Genomic DNA, 15,228 nt, shown 5'->3' with positions numbered 1-15,228 from the left:
CCGTGCCGCGTTGGGCTCGGCGGTGCGGTGCGTGGCTGCCCGCTCTGCTTCGGGCATTGAGTTCTGATTGCAAAGGAAAGACCCGGGAGCGCCTCGTATCGCTCGACCGGGTCCCTGCGCGACCGGCGCGGCTTGGGCATCGCATCCGCTCGCGCAGTGTCTCCCGTCAGCGAGCCGGCGGGAGAGTGCTATTGCGCTCGCGACAACGGGCAAGCGCCTCGTGCAGGATGCGTCGGGCACGATAGGCGTTCAGGGGAACGGGCAGATTGTGTCGGTGGATCCAGTCCAGTCGCCTGTCGATGTCCTTGATGGCACGGGCAAGACGCTGGGCGGGTGTCGGGTCGTTGGTCAGACGATGAACGGTCTGCATGGGCATGAAATGGCACCTCGAATCGGCTCCATCATGGAGCGGGCTCACGTTTACCCAGCCATTCGCGTGGTCCCACCTACTCTTGATTGTATGCGCCGATCGACTCCGCAAAGGGTAAGCAATTGGTTATCAGATGTGCCGAAATGCGTCACCGGTCGATGGGCTTAGCCATGCTGCGCCAGCGGCAATGTCTCCGTCCTGGGCTCGGCAGGGCAATCGATATGAGTTGAAGACCCCTCCCCACCAGGGGGAGGGGCTTAACCTGCGGCACTCTCATAGGGAGAATTGGCGGGAAAAGCAGGCTGCCAGCCCTCTCGCCCTTGTAGGGAGATGCCGACAGGCAGAGACGGGCTTCATAGCCGGTATCGGAAAAGTGTAGCGCTTTCGGCGCGCCGTCTTGACGGTCGGGGTGCCGGGTTCAAGCGGCGCCCGGCCTGTCGCCCAATCGGTGGCCGCTTTGCGGGTCGAAGAGATGCAGGCGCGTGGCGTCCGGCAGGATGTGGACGGTCTCGCCAGGCCGAATGGGCAGGCGGTCGCGGCCGAGATAGGTGAGTTTCTGCCCGGCCATTTCAAGCAGCAGCAGGGTTTCAGAACCGGTCTGCTCGACGACCACGACGGTCGCGGCCGTGCCTGCGGGATCGAGCGTCAGATGCTCCGGGCGGATGCCGAGCACGGCCCGGGCGGTGTCGGCGGTCGGTCCCGTCGCGACCGACAGGCCGCAGCCGGAAATGAACCGTCCCTTCTCGATGTGCCCCTCGATGAAATTCATCGCCGGCGAGCCGATGAAACCGGCGACGAACATGTTGGCGGGATGGTCGTAGAGATCGAGCGGCGAGCCCACCTGCTCGACCACGCCGGCCCGCATGACGACGATCTTGTCCGCCATGGTCATCGCCTCGACCTGGTCATGGGTGACATAGACCGTCGTCGTGCCGAGGCGCTGGTGCAGCGCCTTGATTTCCGCGCGCATCTGCACGCGCAGCTTGGCGTCGAGGTTGGACAGGGGTTCGTCGAACAGGAAGACGCGTGGGTTCCGCACGATGGCGCGGCCCATCGCCACACGCTGGCGCTGCCCGCCCGAGAGCTGGCGCGGCAGGCGGTCGAGCAGGGTGGAGAGGTCAAGAATCTCGGCGGCGGCCGCAACGCGCCTGTCGATCTCGTCCTTCGGCTTGCCGGCGAGCTTCAGCGAGAAGCCCATGTTCTTGGCGACGGTCATGTGCGGATAGAGCGCATAGTTCTGGAAGACCATGGCGACGTCGCGCTGTTTCGGCGGGATATCGTTGACGACGCGCGCGCCGATGCGGATCTCGCCGCCGGAAATGCCCTCCAGCCCGGCGATCATGCGCAAGAGGGTGGACTTGCCGCAGCCGGATGGCCCGACCAGTGCGACGAACTCGCCGTCTCTGACCTCGACATCGACGCCGCGCAGCACTTCCACGGCGCCATAGGATTTGCGGGCGTCCCGGATCTGGACTTCAGCCATGGTCTTCTCCCGAAACGGCATCGAAGGCCAAGCGCGAAAAGGCTTCGGGCGGCGCGCCGTTCGCCTGCATCAGCCGGTTCATCAGTTCTGCAAGGCGTTGTTCCTCACCGGGATCGACGAGCGGCTTTTCCTGCCCGGGATCGTTTTCAAGATCGTAGAGGCGCGTTTCGGATTCGAGCAGCGCGCCGGGGCCGTAGTTGTTGTACATCGGCGAACGCTCGATCACCGGCACCTTTAGGAGGGTCGCGCCCTTGGTGAAATCAAGCGGCGGCGAGAGTTCGACGGAGGCAAGCTCGGCCGGCGTGAACGGCGAGAAGATATGCGTCGGCATCAGCGTGTACTGGTAGAGTTCCTGCTGCGACAGGTCCTCCGGGAAGCGGTGATAGGTGTATCGGCCATCGGCAACGTTCACAGCCCCGCCGAAATAGCCGAACAGAGCGCCCTGGCGCGGCGCTGTGCCGTCGGCCATGGCGCAAAGCGAAAAGCCTTCGTTCTCGGCCGGTGGTGTGGCGCCGAAGAGGTCGAGGAAGGTCGCCGCAAGGTCGATCGACTGGGTGAGGGCCTCAGACCGGCTTCCCGCGCGTGCCGCATGGCGCGGATCGTGCAGGAAGAGCGGGATATGCGCCACTTCCTCGTAGAGGTTCATGCGGTTCTTGGCCCAGAAGTCGTGTTCGCCGAGCAGGAAGCCATGGTCGGTGGTGACGACGAGGGCGGTGTCCTTCCACAGCTCGTGACGGTCGAAATAGTCCAGCAATTCGCCGAGCAGGTGGTCGCACATCGCCACCACCGCATAGTAGTTGGCGCGCAGCTCCTCGCATTCCTCCGGCAGCTCGTCGACGCGGCCATAGCGCGGCCAGTCGCGGATCGGGCCTTGCCAGCCGGTATCGAACTGCGCCTTGAAACGCTCGGGCGCCGTGAAGGGTTCGTGCGGATCGAAGGTCTCGATCTGCAGCATCCAGTTGTCGGCGTCGCGGTTGCGGTCGAGGAAGTCGAAGCCCTCGGCAAAGCAGCGCACGGAGGGGAAGTCCTTCTCTTCCTTGACGAACTCGCGGTTGATGATGTTCTGGCCGAAATAGGATCGCCGCTGGTCGCTGAACTGGCGGGCGTGGTATTTCTCGCGCAGGCGCTCCCAGTGCGGCTGCACCATCGCCTTCCAGCGGTCGCCCTCCTGGCCGCGCACGAATTCATAGGAATCGTAGCGGTTGTGATAGGTCGCCCCGCCGTCCTCCCAATAGTGGAAGTGGTCGGTCACCAGATGGCTGTAGGTGCCACGCTCCCGGTGCAGGATTTCCGGGAAGGCATTGTCGAAGGGCTCCAGCGGCCCCCAGCTGCGATGCAGGAAGGTGAGGCGGCCGGTCAGCATGTCGCGCCTTGCCGGCATGCAGGGCAGGCTGCCGACATAGTGCTTGTCGAAGGTCACGCTGCGGGCGGCGAGCCGGTCGAAATTCGGCGTCGGGATGCGTGTTCCGCCATAGGGCCCGAGCAGGTGCCGGTTGAGGGAATCGAACAGGACAAAAACCGCCTTCATGCTATTTCACCGCTCCTTGCGTGAGCCCCTTGACGATGTAGCGCTGCGCCACGAGCAGCACGAGGATGGCCGGGACCATGGCCAGCGCGGCGCTGGCGGCCATCTGGGTGTACTGGATCTCGAAATCCTGGGCGAACTTGGCGATGGCGACGGGCACGGTGGCCGTCTGCTTCATCGTCAGCGTCAGGGCGACGGCGAATTCGTTCCAGGAGAAGATGAAGGTGAGGATCGAGGTCGCGGCAAGGCCTGGCGTGATCAGCGGCAGGACGACATGCCACAGGATATGCGGCGTATCCGCCCCGTCCATGATCGCCGCCTCCTCCAGCTCCTTCGGCACGTCGCGCACGAAGACAGCCATCAGCCAGATCGCCATCGGCAGGTTGAGCGTCGCATGGGCGAGGATCAGGCCGGTGAAGGTGTTTTCCAGCCCCACCGCCCGCGCCATGGTGAACCAGGCGCTCGCCAGTGCCACCGGCGGGATCATGTGGAAGATCATCGTCCAGGCGAGGAAGAGATGCACGGTCCAGGCGGGCCAGCGCATCCGGTTGAGCGAAAAGGCGGCAAGCGTGGCGACGACGACGCACAGGACGGTGCTGGCGATGCCGACGATGATCGAGTTGCGGTAGTTGAGAAGGAAGTCGGAGGTCTTCGACCAGAGCACCTCGGCGAAGTTGCTGCCGATCGGCGTGAAGAGAACGTCACCCATCAGAAGCGAGATCTGCGTGCGGAAGCCGGCCGCGACGGTCCAGACGATCGGCACGAGGACGAGCGCGGCGCCGATCGCCAATGTGATATGGACCGGAAGGGCGGAATGGGTGCGCCGGCTCATGAGGCGGCTCCCGTGCGGCGGCGCGCCGAAAGGGCGAGGACGAGAAGCAGCGAGACGAGGAAGATGACGGTGACCGACATGGCCGAGCCGTAGCCCGCCTTGTCCTCGGTGAAGAAGCGCTGGTAGAGCGTGAAGCTGATGACCTCGGTCGAGGTGCCGGGGCCGCCGCTGGTGAGGAGATAGACCTCGTCGAAGACCTTGAAGGCGAGCACGAGGCGGAAGGCGAAGGTGACGACGATCGTCGGGATCATCAGCGGCAGCGTGACGTAGATCAGCTCCTGCCAGGCGCCCGCGCCGTCCATCCTGGCGGCCTCGAAGACATCCTGCGGCAGGGATTCGAGCCCCGCCAGGAACAGCAGGAAGCAGAACGGCGTCCAGTGCCAGATGTCGACGACGATGACCGAGAAGAGGGCTGTTTCGGGACTGCCCAGCCAGTCATGCGGCAGGATTCCGACGAGGTTTAGGGCCTTGTTGATGAGGCCGAAGTCGAAATTGAGCATCAGCTTCCAGATGGCGCCGATGACGATGCCCGGGATGAGGATCGGCAGGATGAAGATCGCCCGGTAGAGCACGCGGCCACGTACGATCTTGGTGCAGAGCAGCGCCATGGCGAAGCCGAGGACCATCTGGCCGGCGACGGCGCCGAAGGCGAAGATCAGCGTATTGGAGATACCGGCGCCGAAAAGGCTGTCGGAGAACAACGCCTGGTAATGGGTGAGGCCCACCCAAGTGCGCACCTGCTGCCCGTCCGCCCAGGTGATGTTCTGGAAGCTGGTGAGGAACAGGTTTGCGATGGGCAGGATGCTGAGGGCGAGCATCATGGCGAGGGCCGGCGAGAAGGTCAGCCAGCGCCAGAGACGCTGGCCGCGGTCTTCGAAGACCTGTGTCGGCCGCCGCGGGGACGATTGAATCTGGGCTTGCGCGGCGGCCATGGTCCGGTCCTTACTTCAGCGGATCGAGCTTGCCGGTCTTGTAGGCATGGCCGGCCATGATCTTCTCGATCTCGTCGGACATGCCGTTCAGCGCGTCGACGGTCGTGATCTCGCCGGCGACGGCCCGGTTGAGCCCGAGCTCCAGCACCGAGATGACCTCGCTCGCCTCGGGGAACTGGTAGATGTTCACCGCATGCGGCAGGGCTTCGGCGAGCGGCTTCATCCAGCGGTAGCGGCGCTCGTCGGCGATCGGCTCCTTGTAGACCGCCGCATGGACGGGGATGCCGCCGGCCTTGGCCGTTTCGAGCTGTGCGGCCTTCGTCTGGAACCAGCGCAGGAACTCCACGGCGGCGCGCTTGCGGTCGTCGGGCACGTTCTTGGAAATGCCGGCCAGCCAGTGGCCGAGGCCGGGCGAGGTGGGGAAGCCTTCGACGGAGGGCGTCGGTGCCCATTCGACCTTGTCGACGATGGCGGACTTGTTGGGATCGTCCATCTGCGACCAGGCGGCGATAACCATCATGATATGCGCCGTATGGCCGGTCACCATGGCCTGGATGACCTCCGCCTGGTCGGAGGCCGCCGTCTTGGGATGGCCGGCTTCCTTGGCGAGGCGCACATAGTAGTCGAGCGCTTCGCGGCCCTGGTCGGAATTCAGCGTGACGGAGTAGTCGCCCGTCGACTGGTCCTTGAAGATGCCGCCGCCGAAGCCGTAGAGATAGGGGTAGAAGTCGTATGCGACGGTGTGCGGTCCGCGCGCGCCGCGCTGCACGATGCCGTACATGCCCGGCGGGTTGTGGAACTTCTTGGCGTTGGCTTCCAGTTCGGCGAAGGTCTTCGGTGCCGAAAGGCTGGCCTCCTCGTAGAGGTCGCCGCGATAGTAGAGCATCGGGATCAGCGGTGAGACCGGCATAGACATCAGTTTGCCGGCCTTGGTCATCGTCTTGTCGGCGGCGTCATAGTAGATCGTGTCGCCGAGCGTGTAGACCTCCGGATCGAGCTGGAAGCCGGGGTCGATGTCGGTGATGGCCTCGACGAAGCCGCCGGCATACATCTCGGCGAACCAGCCGGAGTTCATGATCAGGATGTCGTACTGGCCCGCGCTCGCTCGCACGGAATTGCGTTGCTTTTCGAGCGAACCCGCGAAGGGGTTGACGTCGAGCTCGACCTTGTTGCCGGTTTCGGCCTCGTAGACTTCCACCGTCTTGCGGAAGCTTTCGAACCAGGGCGACTGGTTGATCACGATGGTGATCGGCGCGACGCTGGCGGCGTAAAGCGGCCGGAATGCGCCGGGAACGAGACTGGCGGCGGCCGCCATGCCAACGCCCTTGAGGACGTTGCGTCTTGGAATGCGGGTCGTAGAGGTCATCGATGAGTCTCCCATTGCCTCATGAATGTTCAGTGCTTGCTTTCGGCATCGCGGAAAACGGGGCTTCCCCGGTTTCCTATTCGCAGAAGATCGGGCTCGCCCAGTTCCACTGGCCATTGGCCTGGCGCATGCGGGCATAGATCCAGTCGCCCTTGCGCAGCGGCTCGATGGCGAGCCCGCCGCGCCACTGCCATTGATGCGGGCGCGGCAGTGGGTGCAGGCGGAAGGCGGGGCTGTCGATCGGGCCCAGATTGCCCGAAAGCGCGCCTTCGAGCAGGCGCTCGGCGCTCGCCTCGAAGCTCTGGCCGTCGAGCACCAAGCGGACCCTCGCATCCGGCGTGATGCGGATGCGAGCCGCGATGGCCTGCATGGCGGCGGTGGTGTTGTTGGGGTTGGCGATCGAGCGGATCGTGAAGTCGATGCGGTTGCCGGAAAGGCGAATGTCGTTTTCGTCCTTCGCGTCGCCGCCACCCTCCAGCGGCGAGACCACTTCGGAACCGCGCAGGCGCGGCTCGACGGAGAGGATGTCGCCGCCGGAAAGCTCCAGCGAGCCCTGCCAGTCGTGGAATTTTCCGCGTGCGCCCCAGCCGAGTTCCAGCACGAGCAGGGTTTCCATGCTGCCGTCGGCGGTGTCGATCGGGCTTTGTTGCAGGTCCGGTGTCACCCGGCCGACGACGTTGCCGTTGCGGATGAGGTCGATATAGTCGATGGCGCCGCCCGCGACCGCTTCAAGCTCCAGCGCTGCAGGTCCACCGGTGGATATGCTGCCGCCCTGCATGGCCTCGCCGATCGCGAAGAAGAGATGGCTTGCATCGCCGGTCAGCGCATTGGTGCGGCGCCGGTGGATGGCGTCCCACAGGGCCGTGCGGGAATTCTCCGGCGCATAGACGGCCGAGCGGCCGTGGCCGTAGGAGCCGGGATAGCCGCTGTGATGGTCGGTATTGCCGAGGAAGCCGAAGCGGATGCCGCGGTTGAGGCCGTGGCGGGCGGTGGACTGGCCGTCGCTCGGGCCCATGGAATGCAGGAACGGCCGGTCCATGACCGACGTCTCGGAACAACCGTGCATGGAGATGATCTCCATGACAGGCGAGAGGTCCTCGACGACCGTATCCCAGTTCACCCCGCGCGCGCCGAGGCGGTAGCCGATATGGTGCGGGAATGCGAAGACGCCGTCGCCATAGGCGGCGCGCAGCCGGGCGTGCAGTTCTGCCGGCGTATCGGCCTTGATCACCTCCTGGCGGGCGATGTCGCGATAGACGATCGTATAGTCGCCATGGGCGAAGGAATGGATTTCGTAGCCCGGGAAGACGGTGAAGACGCCCGGCTCGTCCGCCGCCGCCAGCGTATCGAAATGGGCGCCCCACAGCTTTTCGAGCCTGGCGAAGCCCTTGACGTGGAAATCGACGATATGGGCGACGCGCGGGTCGTCGACCGGCATGTCGGGCCAGTAGGCATGCCCGGTGACGGAGACGAAATCCAGTTGTCGGCGCGCCCGGCGCAGCGCCTGTTCGAGGCTGCCATGGCCGTAGGAAATGTCGCAGTGATTGTGGATGTCGCCGTAATAGGGCCGGACGCCGAAGCGCGAGGCAAGCGGCTGGAGCCGCTCCGGCAGACGCTCACCCAACATACTGCACCCTCCCCATTGCGAATGGCCAGGACGCGCCATGCTCCGGGCAAACTCGACTGATACAATATGTATTGTACCGTAGCAGATGCATCCCTCGATGCAAGCCTGTTTTTTAGGTGAGGGCGTGCGCCGTCGTCCGGCCGGCGTCTGTGTTTCAGCGGGGCGGCGTGCCGGTGCTGTCGCGGAACTCGGCGAGGCAGTCGAGATAGACGATCTGCGGCGCCTCGCGCGGCGCCGCGATGCGCTTGTGGATGACCTCGATCAGGCTCCTGGCGGCGGCCAGATACGAGCTGCCGGCCATGCTCATGAAGCCGAAATGCTCGGTCGGAACGTCGTGGTGGCCGAGCACGACGAGGCTGAGGTCCCGCGGGCAGGAGATGCCCATTTCGGTAAGGCATTGCCGGATGCCGAGGGAATCGGAAATGCCGAGCGTCGCCATCGCCGTGAAGGGAAGCCGGCCGTGCCGGTCGACCAATGCGCCGAGCGCCGTCTTCAGGGCGTCGCCGACCCGTTGGGTGGGATGCAGCACCCCGCCGAGCGCGATGCTTTCGGTGTGTTCCCATCCGGTCTTGTGGCGGCGGCCGAGCCGGTCGAAGGCGCGTCGTACGGAGAGAATGGGCTGGGCCATGGAATCCAGCGAAACCAGCGCGATGGAGCGGTGTCCCAGCTCCGAAAGATGCTCCAGCGCGAGATCCAGCGCCTCCTCCCAGTCGGTGCCGACCCGGTCGATGTCGACGCCCGCCACGGAATTCCCGTCGACGACGAGGGCGCGCGTCTTGCCCTGGAGGAGATGGAGCAGCCGGATCGGGATGTTCTCGTAGTGGGATTGCAGGATCGCGGCGTCGAAATCCGGAACCGACGTCAGGATGTCCAGCAGGTGACCGGTATTGTGGTAGGAGATCTGCACCACCTTGCTGCCCGTGCGCGACAGGTGCCCGACGATGTGGTTCTGCACCAGCACGCAGCGCTCGTTGAGGCTGGCATTCGACAGGATCAGCAGGCTGTCGAGGTGTCTGGTGGCATCGGCGCCGTCCTGCGCGGCCGCCTCGCCATCCTTGACGACATAGGTTCCGCGGCCGACCTGCGAGGTGAGGAGCCCTTCCTCGCGCAGGCGCGTCAGCGCCTCCTGCACGGTCGCCTGGCTGACCTGGTGGCTGCGCATCAGCTCGCGCACCGTCGGCAGCCGCGCGCCGTCGTCCAGCCGGGCGATCTGGTCCCGCAGGGATGCAAGGACCGCATGTGAAGAGGCTGCGCGCAAAGGTCTGCCCCGATCGTCGATTCGTGTCTGCTTCTTGTTGCTTCCAACCGGATACATTTTGAATCCCGCCCCGGCAATCCCGCCTCTTCGGCTGATGATGCGGGGAGGTGGGCCTCCTGTTCACGCCTGATTGTATTATAGCGGATACAAATTGCACTTTACAATTTGATTTTCACGTATACGCTTTGATCCCGGAATGGCAAAAGCCATCCGTCGCAGCGATCGGAAGGGGAGTCCGTCGTGTCGCAGAGCCCTGTCATGGAACGACGCAGCCCGGATACCGGCGTGGGAGGCCGCGGGCCTGTCGAAGCGGCCTTCATCCGCATCGATGGCGCGCGCAAGGTGTTCACGCAGCGCAGCGGCGGCGCCGTGCCGGTGCTCGACAATGTCGATCTCGCCATCGCCGAGAACGAGTTCGTCTCGTTCATCGGCCGCAGCGGTTGCGGCAAGACGACCCTCCTCAACATGATCGCCGGTCTGGAGGACGTCTCGGCCGGCCGGATCGCCATTGCCGGCAAGGTCGTCACCGGGCCGGGGCAAGGGCAGGGCGTCGTCTTCCAGCAGCATGCGCTCTTTCCCTGGCTGACGGCGGTGGACAATGTCGCCTTCGGCTTCCGCAAGTCGGGCCTTGCCAAGGCCGAGCGCCGCCGGCGCGCCCTGGAACTCCTCTCGCTCGTCGGCTTGGAAGCCGCGGCAGGGCGCTATCCGCGCGAAATGTCCGGCGGCATGCAGCAGCGCGTCTCCATTGCCCGCGCGCTGGCGCTCGATCCGCAGATCCTCCTGATGGACGAACCCTTCGGCGCGCTCGACGAACTGACGCGCATCGAATTGCAGCAGGAGCTGCTGCGCATCTGGGAGGCGCGCCGCAAGACCATCGTCTTCGTCACCCATTCGATCAGCGAGGCCCTGACGCTGTCGGACCGGATCGTGCTGCTGGCGCCCAATCCGGGGCGCATCAAGCGCATCTTCCCGGTCGACCTGCCGGGCCCGCGCCTGCGCACCGATCCGGGTTTCAATGCGCTCTACCAGGCCATCTGGAACGAGCTTTCGACATGACGCGCAAACTCGTTCAGGCGCTTCCGCCGCTCGCCGCCTTCACGGTGCTTCTCCTTCTCTGGGAGGCCGGGGTGCGCTACGGCTTACTCAAGCCCTACCAGTTCCCGCCGGTCAGCCGCATCGCGCGGGGATTCGTCGAACTGTCGACGACGGGCTTTCCGACGGGCGTGTCGATCTGGTCGCATGCGCTGACCACCATCCTGCGCGTGCTTCAGGGCTACGGCGCGGCGCTCGCGCTGGCGATCCCGCTCGGCCTCGTCATCGGTGCCCTGCCTGTCGTGGACAAGCTGACGGCGCCGCTCATCGTGTTCTGCCGCTCGGTCGCCACGCTGAGCCTCCTGCCGCTCGTCATCGTCTGGTTCGGCGCGGGCGAGCTGACCAAGGTCTTCCTCATCGGCTACGGCTGCTTCTGGGTCATGCTGTCCAATGTGATCGCCGGCGTGCGCTATGTCGATCCGACGCTCGTCAGGGCCGCGCGCACCTTCGGCCTGAAGGGGCTGGAGCTTTATCGCAGCGTCGTGCTGCCGGCCGCCCTGCCGCGCATCTTTGCCGGTGCGCGCATGGCGCTCGGCGTCGGCTTCATGGTCATCGTCGGCGCCGAGATGATCGGCACGATCGAGGGGCTGGGCGCGCTGATCATGGAGGCGCGCACCTTCTATCGCAGCGAGATCACCATCATCGGCATGCTGGTCATCGGCCTCATCGGCTTTGCCATCTCCGCCGGCCTGACGGCGCTGGAACGCGCCATGCTGCCCTGGGCGGGCGATCTCGACCGGGTGCGCCGATGAAGCCGCTTTCCCGCCTTTCTGCCGCCAGCGACCTGACCCTCGGCCTCATCGGCGCGTTCCTCGCCGTCGCCGCCTGGGAAATCAGCGCCCGCACCGGGTTGATCGACCCGGCGATCTTCCCGAGCCCGTCGCTCGCCATCCGCGCGGCGGCCGAGCGCCTCACGGCCGAGACCGTCGCCGACAACCTGTTCTGGAGCCTGCTGCGCGTCTTTTCCGGCTTCCTGCTGGGTGCGCTGGCCGGGGCGGCGGTCGGCATCGCGGCGGGCTGGTATCGCGGCTTCGGCGCCCTCGCGCGGCCGCTGATCGAGCTTCTGCGCCCGATCCCGCCGCTCGCCTGGATCCCGCTTGCGATCATCTGGTTCGGTCTCGGCGAGCCGTCGAAATTCTTCATCATCTTCCTCGGCGCCTTCTTTCCCGTCGTCACGGCGGCCTATCAGGGCATGCGCGGCATCGATCCGATGCTGTTGAAGGCGGCGCAGACCTTCGGCCTCAGCGGCGTACCGCTCCTCCTGCGCGTCGCCGTGCCCGCCGCCGCGCCCGATCTTGCGACGGGCGTGCGCATCGGCTGGGGGCTGAGCTTCGGGGTGCTGGTCGCCGCCGAGCTGATCGCCGCCGACCGGGGGCTTGGCTACATGATCATCAACGAGCGCAACACCGGCGGTTCCGTCGGCGTCATCGTCGTCGGCATCCTGCTCATCGGCGCGCTCAACCTCATCACCGACGCGGCGATCGGCGCCGCGATCAAACGCTGGATCGGGCGCTGGCACGGCGCCTGACGTATAACGAGAGGGAGAACCACATGCGCATCGTCTTGAAATCCCTGATATCCGCCGCCATGGCCGGCATGCTCCTGGCGGCTGGCCCGTCCGCCGCCGCGGACGTGGAAACCGACACGCTGTCCATCAGCATCGGCCCGGACCTGCCGTTCCTCGTCCATATCGTCGCCAAGGAGAAGGGCTGGTTCGACGAGGCCGGCTTCAAGAACGTCGAGTTCAAGACCTTCGCCTCCGGCAATCTCGCCGGCGAGGCGCTTCTTGCCGACGAGATCCAGCTCTGGACGCCCGGCAACCTGCCGCCGGTCTCGATGGCGCACAATGGTGTGCCCGTGGTGGTCCTCGGCACCAATGCCGTCAGCCACGGGCTGGAGAAGATCGTGGTGCGCCAGGATGCCGGCGTCGAGAACCCGGAAGACCTCACCAATGTGAAGCTCGGCCTTCTGGTCTCCTCCACGTCAGGCGCCCTGCTTGCCAATGTCGCCAAGCACTACGGCCTCGACGAGACGAAGCTCCAGACGGTGAACCTTGCGCCGCCGGAGGCGATGGCCGCCATGGCCAACAACGAGATCCAGGGCATCGTCTTCTGGGAGCCCTTCCCCTATCGCGCGGTGCAGGAGCAGGGTGCGAAGATCGTGCATACGGGCACGAAGAGCTTCTTCGCCAAGAACAGCGGCGAGGACGTCGCCGTTTCCAACAACCGCACCGTCTGGGTCGCTTCGCAGGACTGGGTGCGCGCCCATCCCGTCGCGACGGAAGCGCTGGTGAAGGTGCTCGCCAAGGCGCAGGCCTATGTGGCCGACCCCGCCAACAAGGACGAGGTCCTGAAGATATTCTCCGATTTTCAGAAGCAGCCGGTGGAGATGAACGCCGCGCTCCTCGGCGACTACACCTTCACGCCGGATGTCGATCCGTCCTATGTCGAGGACATGGCGGCGATCGTCGATTACCTGAAGGCGACGAACCGCATTCCGGGCGAGGCGAAGGACGTGCTCACCTATACCTATACCGCCCCGCTGAAGGCTGTGAATACCGCGGCCGTGTCGGTCGAGGGTCAGTGGACGCCCTGAAGAAACCGGGCGCCTGCCATGGGCCGGCGCCCCCCTGCCATCCAAGCGGATTGATCACCATGTCCCGTTCGGCTGCCGATCGGATCGCCGTCGCCGTCATCGGCGCGGGCTTCATCGCCGATTACCACATCGACGGCCTTCGCGCCGCCGGCGGAGCGGATGTCGCCGCGCTCGTCGGCCGGCGGGCGGAGGCGACGCAGGCGAAGGCCGAAGCGCTCGGCATCGGCCGGGCCGAGACCGACTATCGCCGGGTGCTCGACGACAGCGCCATCGACGCCGTGGTGATCGCGACGCCCGACGACACGCATGAGCGCATCGCCATCGATGCGCTGGAGGCCGGCAAGTTCGTGCTCTTGCAAAAGCCCATGGCGCTCAACAGCGCCCAGTGCCGCGCCATCCTCGCCGCGGACGAACGGGCGGGGCGGCGCCTCACCGTCAGCTTCATGCACCGCCATTTCCCGGAGGTGCGCTGGCTGCGCGGTCAAATCGAGGCCGGCGCGCTTGGCGCGGTCCATTCCGTGCGTCTTCGCAACGCCACACCGGGGGCGGACTGGAACGACTGGTTCTTCAAGCCCGGCAACGTTTCGGGCGGCGTCGTCATGCAACTCGGCGTGCACGGCATCGATCTCGTCCAGCACCTCCTCGGCCCGATTGAAACCGTTGCCGCCGACATGAAGACGGCGAGGCCGGAGCGCCGGCTTGCCGACGGGCGCATCGTGCGGACGGAGCTGGAGGACAATGTGCTCGCCACCTACCGGCTGGCCGGCGGCGCGCGGGTGAGCCACGAGATGAGCTATACCGAGCTTGCCGGATGCGACCGCTTTCGCCTGGAACTTTATGCCGAACGCGGCACGGTCTGGCTGCGCACCGAGCGCGGCGCGGCGGCCATGCACGCGCCGTCCGTCACCGGCGCGGCGGGCTGGGTGACGCCCGACCTGCCGGAGGAACCGCTCGGCGCGGCCCATCATCGCCACTGGCTGTCCGTCGTGCGCGGCGAAGCGCCGGCCGACGATACGGCCGCCGCCGGGCTGCGCTCGGTCGAGGTGGCGGAAACGCTTTATGCAGCAGCGGGGTCCGGCACGCGGATGCCGGTATGCGGGGAAGGGGAGAAGGCCGAATGCGCCTGAAGATCGCGATACTCGGCGTTGCGCACTACCACGCCAATTTCTGGACCCGCGCCTTTCTGGAGCGGCCCGAGGTGCAGGTCGTCGGCGTCTGGGATGCGTCCGAAACGGCGGCCGCGGAGTTTGCCGCCCGCCATGGCCTCGATGTGGCGCAGGACCTTCCCGGCCTCATCCGCCAGAGCCATGCGGTCGCCATCTGCTCGGCGACGAGCGACCACCTGGCACTGGTGGAGGCGGCGGCCGCCGCCGGCCGGCCGGTGCTCTGCGAAAAGCCGCTCGGCATCGACCGCGCCCAGTGCGATGCCATCGCCGACGTGGTGGCGCGCACAGGCATCCGCTTCATGCAGAGTTTCCCGAAGCGTTTCGACCCGGCCAACCACGAGATCGAGCGCCTCCTCAAGGAGAAGGCGCTCGGCCGGGTGACGCTGTGCCGCGTGCGGCATGGCCACAGCCACGGCCTGACGGAGGCCTTTCGCTCCGTCTGGTTCGTCGATCCGGCGCGCTCGGGCGGCGGCACGCTGCTCGACGAGGGCGTGCATGCCGCCGATTTCCTGCGCTGGATGTTCGGCGAGCCGGAGACCGCCTATGCCACGCTTTCCTCCACGCTCGGCCTGCCGGTGGAGGACACGGCGGTCGCCACCTTCCGCTATGCGGACGGCATGATCGCCGAGGTGACGACGAGCTGGTGTTTTGCCGGCGCGGATACCTCGATCGAAATCTACGGGACGGAGGGCTCGATCCTGCTTTCCGGCGTGGACATCGCCTCGCGCCCGACGCGCGAGGCGGATTTCCTGCGCGTCTTCCGGCGCGGCGAGGCGGAGGGATGGTCTGCCCTGCCGGTCGTGCCGTCGTTCAAGACGGGCATATTCCACGAACACGTCGCCTGGGCCTTCGTCGATGCGTTGAAGAACGGCGGCCCGATGCCGGTCACGATAGAGGACGGCCGCAGGGCCTTCGCGATGATCGATGCCGCCTATCGGGCGGCCGCCAGCGGTTCGGCGCAGCCGATTGCGCGATAGGCGGA

General features: G+C 66.1%; 14 protein-coding genes. 6 read left to right on the top strand and 8 right to left on the bottom strand.

Annotated features, from left to right (window positions below):
* Positions 1-166: 166 nt before the first annotated feature.
* The 8 genes from shn_RS35860 to shn_RS16685 all read right to left on the bottom strand — a co-directional run bounded on the left by shn_RS35860 (position 167) and on the right by shn_RS16685 (position 9,393).
* Positions 167-376, bottom strand: a complete 210-nt coding sequence (locus shn_RS35860; protein WP_145925950.1) for a hypothetical protein — start codon at positions 374-376, stop codon at positions 167-169.
* Positions 377-788: 412 nt separating this feature from the next.
* Positions 789-1,853 (bottom strand): ABC transporter ATP-binding protein, encoded by a 1,065-nt coding sequence (locus shn_RS16715; protein ID WP_064331420.1) that lies wholly within the window; start codon positions 1,851-1,853, stop codon positions 789-791.
* Positions 1,846-3,381, bottom strand: coding sequence for a sulfatase (locus tag shn_RS16710; RefSeq protein WP_064331419.1), 1,536 nt, complete (start codon positions 3,379-3,381; stop codon positions 1,846-1,848). The genes shn_RS16715 and shn_RS16710 overlap by 8 nt, the downstream gene beginning before the upstream one ends.
* 1 nt (position 3,382) lies before the next feature.
* Positions 3,383-4,210 (bottom strand): carbohydrate ABC transporter permease, encoded by an 828-nt coding sequence (locus shn_RS16705; protein ID WP_064331418.1) that lies wholly within the window; start codon positions 4,208-4,210, stop codon positions 3,383-3,385.
* Entirely contained in the window at positions 4,207-5,142 is a 936-nt protein-coding gene (locus tag shn_RS16700) for a carbohydrate ABC transporter permease (protein ID WP_064331417.1), read from the bottom strand. Before shn_RS16700 ends, shn_RS16705 begins: the two co-directional genes overlap by 4 nt.
* Before the next feature lie 10 nt (positions 5,143-5,152).
* Positions 5,153-6,508, bottom strand: a complete 1,356-nt coding sequence (locus shn_RS16695) for an extracellular solute-binding protein (RefSeq protein WP_168168922.1) — start codon at positions 6,506-6,508, stop codon at positions 5,153-5,155.
* A 76-nt stretch (positions 6,509-6,584) separates the two neighbouring features.
* Positions 6,585-8,135, bottom strand: coding sequence for a hypothetical protein (locus shn_RS16690; RefSeq protein ID WP_064331415.1), 1,551 nt, complete (start codon positions 8,133-8,135; stop codon positions 6,585-6,587).
* Positions 8,136-8,289: 154 nt separating this feature from the next.
* Positions 8,290-9,393 carry a GntR family transcriptional regulator gene (locus shn_RS16685; protein ID WP_168168921.1) on the bottom strand — a complete coding sequence of 368 codons (1,104 nt, stop codon included), beginning with the start codon at positions 9,391-9,393 and terminating at the stop codon, positions 8,290-8,292.
* A gap of 258 nt (positions 9,394-9,651) precedes the next feature.
* On the opposite strand from shn_RS16685, the gene shn_RS16680 reads away from it, so the two are divergent.
* From shn_RS16680 to shn_RS16655, 6 genes are read left to right on the top strand one after another with little or no spacing between them, the layout of a single operon-like run.
* Positions 9,652-10,449, top strand: coding sequence for an ABC transporter ATP-binding protein (locus shn_RS16680; RefSeq protein WP_064331413.1), 798 nt, complete (start codon positions 9,652-9,654; stop codon positions 10,447-10,449).
* A complete protein-coding gene (locus shn_RS16675; protein WP_064331412.1) occupies positions 10,446-11,237 on the top strand; it encodes an ABC transporter permease in 792 nt (263 codons plus the stop codon). Before shn_RS16680 ends, shn_RS16675 begins: the two co-directional genes overlap by 4 nt.
* The gene (locus tag shn_RS16670) at positions 11,234-12,013 is read left to right on the top strand and encodes an ABC transporter permease (protein WP_084438078.1); all 780 of its coding nucleotides are present in this window, start codon (positions 11,234-11,236) and stop codon (positions 12,011-12,013) included. The genes shn_RS16675 and shn_RS16670 overlap by 4 nt, the downstream gene beginning before the upstream one ends.
* Positions 12,014-12,036: 23 nt before the next feature.
* Entirely contained in the window at positions 12,037-13,080 is a 1,044-nt protein-coding gene (locus shn_RS16665; RefSeq protein WP_064331411.1) for an ABC transporter substrate-binding protein, read from the top strand.
* A gap of 59 nt (positions 13,081-13,139) precedes the next feature.
* Entirely contained in the window at positions 13,140-14,207 is a 1,068-nt protein-coding gene (locus shn_RS16660) for a Gfo/Idh/MocA family protein (protein ID WP_145925949.1), read from the top strand.
* A complete protein-coding gene (locus tag shn_RS16655; protein ID WP_064331409.1) occupies positions 14,198-15,223 on the top strand; it encodes a Gfo/Idh/MocA family protein in 1,026 nt (341 codons plus the stop codon). The genes shn_RS16660 and shn_RS16655 overlap by 10 nt, the downstream gene beginning before the upstream one ends.
* The last annotated feature ends 5 nt before the right edge of the window (positions 15,224-15,228 follow it).

It is taken from the genome of Shinella sp. HZN7 (assembly GCF_001652565.1).
Taxonomy (GTDB): domain Bacteria; phylum Pseudomonadota; class Alphaproteobacteria; order Rhizobiales; family Rhizobiaceae; genus Shinella; species Shinella granuli.
This window is presented reverse-complemented; position numbering and strand designations above follow the sequence as displayed.